The following is a 6,134-nucleotide window of genomic DNA, read 5'->3' as shown; positions in this document are numbered from 1 at the left end:
GCTTCGGTCGGCGCGCCGCCGACGGGGGCCGCGCCATTGACCGGAAAGGACGATTGCGGCGCCGCGCCGACCGAAGCGGCCGGGGCCGAACCGTTGACCGGAGGGAACGGGGAATTGGTGGCAGCCTGGTTGGGCAGCGGCGCCGGGAATGCGCTTTGCGCACAGGCGCCGGCTGCGCCCATCGTGACCATTGCGGCAGTGACAGGAACCATCAAATGACGGATCATCAAATTGGTCTCTCCGGCAGAAGCTTACGGGGCTCAGGGCTTCCAAATTGAAGCGCAACCAGCGTGTTCGCGTTTTTACGATTCCCGCCGGCGCTTAACAACCCGTGGAATAGGGCGAGAGCGCGGCGCTGGGACGCACCAGCCTGGCAATATTTACCCCCGAAATGGCGCCTTTCGGTTAAGAACGGCCGGCAATCGGACCCCCAAGCGATGCCTTCCCACGATTTTCGTGCCCCCCGCCTGTTCGTTGACGCCCCCCTGGCCCAGGACGCAAGGGTGGCGCTCGACCGCGACCAGGGCAATTATCTCGGCAATGTGCTGCGGCTGGCCGCAGGGGCCGAGGTCCTCGCCTTCAATGGCCGCGATGGAGAGTGGCAGGCCGCCATCGAGGGCCGCAAACGGCCGGACGGCCTCGTCATCCTCCAGCAGACCCGCCCGCAGGACCGGCTCGCCGACCTCACCTACGTTTTCGCCCCGCTCAAGCATGCCCGGCTGGACTACATGGTGCAGAAAGCCATCGAGATGGGGGCCGCCGCGCTTCAGCCGGTCGTCACCCGGTTCACCCAGGCCTCCCGCGTCAACACCGAGCGGATGCGCGCCAATGTCGTCGAGGCCGCCGAGCAGTGCGGCATCCTCAGCATCGCCACCGTGGCCGAGCCGGTACCGCTGGCGCGGTATCTCAGCCAGCGCGCTCAGGACCGCCTGCTGATCTTTTGCGACGAGGCGGCGGAGATCCAGGATCCAGTCGAGAGCCTGCGCGGCGCACGCGAGGCCGTCAAAGGTATCGACGTGTTGATCGGCCCCGAAGGCGGCTTTGCCGAGGAAGAACGGGCCCTATTGCTGCGGCAACCCAAAATCCTGCGGCTGGCGCTGGGCCCACGGATCATGCGGGCCGACACCGCCGCAGTGGCCGCCCTGGCGCTGGTGCAGGCGGTGCTGGGCGATTGGCGCGGCGGCAGCGGTTAGCTCGCTTCCCGCACCGCGCGGTGCAGCGTCTCGGACGGCAGCTCCCCGAAGGCCGCCCTGTAACTCGCGGCGAACTCGCTCAGATGCCAGAAGCCGTTTGCGATCGCGCAGGCCTTCACGCTGCGCTGCCCCGGTCCGCTGCGTAGCTGCTTGCGCACCGACCAGAGTCGCAGAATTCGGCTGTACCGGTGCGGGCTCATGCCGCAGATGGCCTGTGTCGCGCTCTGTAGCGTGCGAACGGACACGCCCACCTGCTTGGCCATCTCGGTCGTCTTGTGCCAGACGCTCAGATCTTGCCGGATCAGCCTTTCCATGTCCGCGACGATCCGCCGGTAGCCATCCGTCACGGACGACACCGGGCCGCCACTCTCTCCGGTGCGCAGCGCAGCTTCCATCGCGCCGAGCAGGGACTGCTCGACGGCGGTCAGCGACATCGGCTGGTTCAGGAAGTCCGGATCATGAGCCGCGATTTCCAGCGTCACCGAGACGAGATGGCGCAGCGAGGCGAGTGCGTCCGCAGCCGGGTTTACCAGATGATAGCCATCCGTCAGTTGCACCCACGGCTCGCGTTGCGGCGGAGCGAAATACACGACAGCCATCAGGCGCCCCTCAGGCTCATACACCACGCAATCAGAGGTGCCCTTCAGTACGACGATAGAACTGCCCATCGATTGGCCGTTGATGCGGGCCGAGGTCACGTGATCCATCGGCACCACGACGGCGGCGGCATCCGTCAATTGATAGCCGCGAACGATCCTCGGGAAGCTCTTCACCAGCGAGAGAGTGAGGGTCGGCAGGCTCAGTCGAGCCCGCATGATTGCCGTCGCCCCGCCCGACAACGGCATGCTGGACGCGCCGGCATATCTCTCGGTCTCGCCGAAATGGTCGATGTCATATGCCTCGAGCTCGAGGGCCGACGACGGCTTGAGCTTCTGGAAGGACATCAAGCGGTCCGCCGCCAGCTCGCGTGCTCCGTCGCGCGCAATATCGAGATGGCCATGATCCATGTCGTGTCGCTTACTTTGCCTTCCTTGCGGACGCCGCGCCCCTGGCGGTGCGCAGATCATCCGGCCCGCTAATGCCGGCACGTTTGAGATCGCGTAGCAGCTTCGTAAGCAACAGCATGTTGGTCTTCTGAAGTTCGTGGTTGTTCCCAAACCTGAATGCGTTCTGCTCGGTCACGATGAGTCCTGCCTTGGTCTCGGCAAGGATCTTCCGCCTCTTCAGTCCCGTCACGCGGCGGCGAACCGTCTCCAGCGGCAGGCTGAGGAAGCGGGAGAGTGCGGCGCGCGAGACCCCCTGCTTGATCACATCCGGCTCGACGGCATGAATGCTCGAAAATCTCTCGTCCAACGCCGGATCGTTCATCACGTGGATGACATTGGCATTCAGGACCGCATGAATGATCAGAAGGTCCAGCGGATCGAATTCGTCGTAGTGCCGGAACAACTCGCTCATCGAGAACAGCATATAGGCTAGCGTGTGCCGCGAGACGGTCCGGATAATATCTGAAGCATTGCGCATGAATCGAAACCAGTATTGATCTTGTAAACGATGGCCACGGCGAGCGGATCATCGGCCATACCCAAAATGAGTATGGGGCGACTTGCCTGTGGTTCTCAATTTTTCATTGTGACGCTCGGCCTTCGGCGGCCATGAACCCTCATGCGCCGACGGCTTCCGCGACGTCAGCGCTTCCATGATGCGGGCGACATCGACGTGGCGATCGCGATGGAAGACACGATTATGAATGACGATGTTCTGCCGGGCGCGAGGCAATGCGAGGAGTTGCGGCTCATCAAAGCATTTCTCCGCCTCACCGATTCCGGCGGACGGAAGAGGGTGCTCGAACTGGCCGAGCAACTGGCGGAGGACGCGGAGTGCACCGCGCCAGGGTCGGTGCTTGCCGTGACCGTCACACCATCGGTCGACCCGGCCAGAGACTTCCCTCCCCTGGCCGAATGAAATGTCTGGCGAACAAAGCCAGCCCCAATCAGGGGTATTATGGTACTTTGGTCTGAAGTCAGAGCGTGACCTGTTTCCTTGCCCTGTCTCAGGCGGCCCACGCTCCCGGTTCGTTAAGCGATTGATCCTTTGGAGGTCGAAACCCCTTTCGGGCCATGCTAAGGGCTGCGCCAATTCGCCTCCTGCCCCTGCCCGGTTCCGCCGGGACGATGGACCCCTCTATGACCGCCACTGCCACCTCAAATGCTGCCGGCTCCGCCGCCTGGGCGGATACGCTGCTCTTGTCGTTCGCGCAGGCCGGCTATGTCAGGGCCGAGCCCGCCATCCTGCAACCGGCTGAGCCGTTCCTGGACCTCTCCGGCGAAGACATCCGCAAGAGCCTGTATCTCACCACCGACCTCTCCGGCGAGGAACTCTGCCTGCGCCCGGACCTGACCATTCCCGTGGCGCGCGATTACCTGGCCTCCAGCCGCGCCGGCCAGCCGGCCGGGTTCAGCTATCTGGGCCCAGTGTTTCGTTACCGCAGTGGCCGGGCCAGCGAATTCCTGCAAGCCGGGATCGAATCATTCGGCCGCCAGGACCGTGCCGCGGCTGATGCCGAGATGCTCGCGCTGGCTCTGGAGGCGACGAGCGCCTTCGGCGTCCGCGATGTCGAGATCCGCACCGGCGATGTCGGGCTGTTCAACTCCCTGCTCGACGCCCTCAACCTCTATCCGGTGTGGCGCCGCCGCCTGGTCAAGGATTTCAACCGCAAGATCAGCCTGGAGCAGGACCTGGAGCGGCTGGCGGCTGCGACGACCGCGACCCGCAGCGAGTATGAGGGCGTGCTCGCCGCCCTCGCCGGCTCCGACCGCAAGGCGGCGCTGGCCTTCGTCACCGACCTGATGTCGATCGCCGGCACCACCAATGTCGGCGGCCGCACCACCGCCGAGATCGCCGATCGCTTCCTCGAGCAATCGACCCTGAAGGGCGGCGCGCTGCCGCGCGAAGCCATCGTTGTGCTCAGGCGCTTCCTGTCGATATCAGGCAATCCCGACGATGCCATTGCCGAGCTGCGCAGGCTCACCACTGACGCCAAACTCGACCTTGCTGCGGCCATCGACCAGTTCGAAAGCCGGGTCGGCTTCATGGCCGCGCGCGGCATCGACGTGAAGCAGACGCGCTTCTCGACCGCCTTCGGTCGCGGGCTCGATTATTACACCGGCTTCGAATTCGAGCTGCATCACAGGGGCAACGGCACCGAGCCGCTGGTCGCCGGCGGCCGCTATGACCGACTGATGACCCAACTCGGATCGGTGGAGCCAAGTCCCGCGGTCGGCTTCTCGGTCTGGGTGGACGCGCTGAACCGGATCGGCCGCAAGGTGGGAGCTCAAGCATGAGCGCGCCGTTCGTTCTGGCCGTTCCCTCCAAGGGCCGCCTGCAGGAGAATACCGAGGCCTTCTTCGCCCGTGCCGGTCTCAAGCTGTCGAAGGCGGGTGGCGCCCGCGATTATCGCGGCATCATTGCGGGCCTCGACAATGTCGAGGTCGCCTACCTCTCGGCGAGCGAGATTGCCGCGCAGCTGTCGCGCGGCTTCGCGCATCTCGGCGTCACCGGCGAGGATCTGGTGCGCGAGAACATCGCCGATCCAGACAAGCGGGTGTCGCTGATCGAGGGGCTCGGCTTCGGCTATGCCGACGTCGTGGTCGCAGTGCCGCAGGCCTGGATCGACGTCCGCACCATGGCCGATCTCGACGACGTCACCACCGGCTTCCGCGAGCAGCATCACATGCGGATGCGGGTCGCGACCAAGTTCGTCAACCTCACCCGCGGCTTCTTTCAGGCTCAAGGCATCACCGATTACCGCATCGTCGAAAGCGCCGGCGCGACCGAGGGCGCGCCTGCCGCCGGCAGCGCCGAGCTGATCGTCGATATCACCACCACGGGCGCGACGCTGGCCGCCAACGGCCTGCGGGTGCTCGACGACGGCGTGATCCTGCGCAGCCAGGCCAATTTGGTGGCGTCGAAGGACGCCGACTGGTCGCCGCAGGCGCGCGAGACCGCGCGCGTCATCCTCGATCACATCGCGGCACGGGCGCGCGCCAACAAATACCGCGAGGTCCGCACCCGCTTCCGGCAATGCGATGCCGCCCTGCTCGACGAGGCGCACAGCCGGTTCGGCGTCGAAGCTCCGTTCGGCGGGCCGACCTCGTCAGGCATGCTGACGTTGCACTGCCCGCCGGGGCAGCTCTATGCGCTGGCGAGCTTCCTGCGCGAACATGGCGCCGAGACCGTGTCGGTGGTCTCGCTCGACTACGTGTTCGACCGGGAAAACCCGCTGTTCGCCAAGCTCGAGGCGTTCCTGCGGCGGTGATCCCCGGTTTTGTTCAGCGTAGCGACAGCAAACGGCAGCTACCATATGCGGTTGAGAAGACCCAAACACCTCTGGAACCTTGATCGATGACGCTGGGCTCTGACGTATCCGGCATGACGACCACCGCAGCCAGCGCAGCCGCGAAGGGGCTGTCGATCGTCGTCCCCGTCTACAACGAGGCGGCCGGCCTCGCCGGCCTGCATCAGCGCATCTGCGATCTCGCAAGGACCCTGCGACAGCGCTATCGCCTGCCTTGCGAGGTCGTCTATGTCGACGACGGCAGCAAGGATGCGACGCTGGCGATCGCGCGTTCGCTGCCGGCCGAGGCGATCGACGTCCAGGTGGTGTCGCTGTCGCGCAATTTCGGCAAGGAGGCCGCGCTGATGGCGGGCCTCGACCATGCCCGGCTCGGCGCCGTCATGTTCATGGACGGCGACGGCCAGCATCCGCCGGCGCTCGTCGAGCAGCTGGTGCGGCACTGGATCGAGGACGGCTATGACGTCGTCTATACCGCCAAGGCGCATCGCGACAACGAGCCCTTCCTGCGAAGGGTCGCGGTGCACGGCTTCTACGCGCTGATCAATTGGGGCGCCCGCCAGAAGATTCCCGAGGATGCCGGCGAC

The 6,134-nt window shown here is 65.3% G+C and carries 7 protein-coding genes and 1 pseudogene; 5 read left to right on the top strand and 3 right to left on the bottom strand.

The features are described from left to right. A pseudogene (locus JHD07_RS30340) lies at positions 1-227 on the bottom strand (hypothetical protein); the annotation flags it as partial. A gap of 210 nt (positions 228-437) precedes the next feature. Here JHD07_RS30340 and JHD07_RS30335 point away from each other — a divergent pair. Then, positions 438-1,193, top strand: a complete 756-nt coding sequence (locus tag JHD07_RS30335; protein ID WP_291628818.1) for a 16S rRNA (uracil(1498)-N(3))-methyltransferase — start codon at positions 438-440, stop codon at positions 1,191-1,193. On the opposite strand, the gene JHD07_RS30330 is transcribed toward JHD07_RS30335, so the two are convergent. Both JHD07_RS30330 and JHD07_RS30325 read right to left on the bottom strand, forming a co-directional pair. Continuing rightward, positions 1,190-2,200: a helix-turn-helix domain-containing protein gene (locus JHD07_RS30330; RefSeq protein ID WP_291628817.1), complete on the bottom strand. Its 1,011-nt coding sequence runs from the start codon at positions 2,198-2,200 to the stop codon at positions 1,190-1,192. The two genes, JHD07_RS30335 and JHD07_RS30330, sit on opposite strands and share 4 nt — an antisense overlap. A 10-nt stretch (positions 2,201-2,210) precedes the next feature. Further along, entirely contained in the window at positions 2,211-2,717 is a 507-nt protein-coding gene (locus JHD07_RS30325) for a hypothetical protein (RefSeq protein WP_291628816.1), read from the bottom strand. 141 nt (positions 2,718-2,858) lie between these two features. On the opposite strand from JHD07_RS30325, the gene JHD07_RS30320 reads away from it, so the two are divergent. The 4 genes from JHD07_RS30320 to JHD07_RS30305 form a co-directional block, all read left to right on the top strand. Continuing rightward, entirely contained in the window at positions 2,859-3,158 is a 300-nt protein-coding gene (locus JHD07_RS30320) for a hypothetical protein (protein ID WP_291628815.1), read from the top strand. Positions 3,159-3,379: 221 nt separating this feature from the next. Further along, positions 3,380-4,537: an ATP phosphoribosyltransferase regulatory subunit gene (locus JHD07_RS30315; protein WP_291628813.1), complete on the top strand. Its 1,158-nt coding sequence runs from the start codon at positions 3,380-3,382 to the stop codon at positions 4,535-4,537. Next, the gene (hisG, locus tag JHD07_RS30310; RefSeq protein WP_291628812.1) at positions 4,534-5,511 is read left to right on the top strand and encodes an ATP phosphoribosyltransferase; all 978 of its coding nucleotides are present in this window, start codon (positions 4,534-4,536) and stop codon (positions 5,509-5,511) included. Before JHD07_RS30315 ends, hisG begins: the two co-directional genes overlap by 4 nt. 86 nt (positions 5,512-5,597) lie before the next feature. Continuing rightward, positions 5,598-6,134: glycosyltransferase family 2 protein (locus tag JHD07_RS30305; protein WP_291628811.1), on the top strand; the 537-nt coding region annotated here is incomplete at its 3' end.

The sequence above is a fragment of the Bradyrhizobium sp. genome (genome assembly GCF_016462955.1).
Classification (GTDB): Bacteria; Pseudomonadota; Alphaproteobacteria; order Rhizobiales; family Xanthobacteraceae; genus Bradyrhizobium.
Note: the sequence above shows the minus strand (reverse complement) of the source record. Positions and strands in the feature narration are given on the sequence as shown.